We start from the raw sequence: 687 nt of genomic DNA, 5'->3' as shown, positions 1-687 counted from the left end.
ATGCCAAGATGTCTGAGAGCTTAGATCAAACGGAGCATGTTAAGCGTCAAACTAAAGGTGTGGTTAAAGCAATTGAAGGCATTCACCTTCAAGTTGGAGAGATGTTTGATTTGAACAGTCAAATAGCAACTGCATCTGAGGAGCAATCGGTGGTCTCTGCTGAGATCGACCGTAATATTACAGAAATCGCGCAGCTGTCCGTTGATACTCATGAAGTGGTCTCAGGTTCAGTGCGTTGCAGTGAGCAGGTCTCTAATGTGAGCCTAAAACTCGATAAGATTGTGGCTCAGTTTAAGTACTAGCCTTCTGGTTACTCATTTTTGCAATAGAAAACCAAAACGCCTTTATCTCGCCGCTCAGTTACTTTGAGACAAAGAGATAAAGGTGTTTCTTCTTGGAGCTTTGGCTCTGAGTTTTGTTCATAACAGTATCCCCACTGAATAAAGATACCCACCTAGTTCACTCGCCATTTCCTCTTAAATTCTCTTTCGGCTCGACGTTCAATTTAACTTAACGATGGTTTAAATATTACTAGATATACCAAACAATAACATTTCATTATCTTGTCCCACGTGAACAGGACGAAGCACGCAACTTTTGTGCTGCTAAGTCGACAATGTCACTTCTTTGAACGCTCAAATCAAAGAAAAGCATATAACAATCATAGAATTGGACAAGAATATGAAA

At 40.3% G+C, this 687-nt stretch carries 1 pseudogene; it reads left to right on the top strand.

Annotated features, from left to right (window positions below):
- Nucleotides 1-302: pseudogene (locus KIV40_RS32880) on the top strand (methyl-accepting chemotaxis protein); the annotation flags it as partial.
- Between the last annotated feature and the right edge of the window lie 385 nt (nt 303-687).

The sequence above is a fragment of the Vibrio sp. D173a genome (assembly GCF_030248475.1).
The sequence above is the reverse complement of the archived record's forward strand: the minus strand, read 5'-3'. Positions and strand labels throughout refer to the sequence as shown.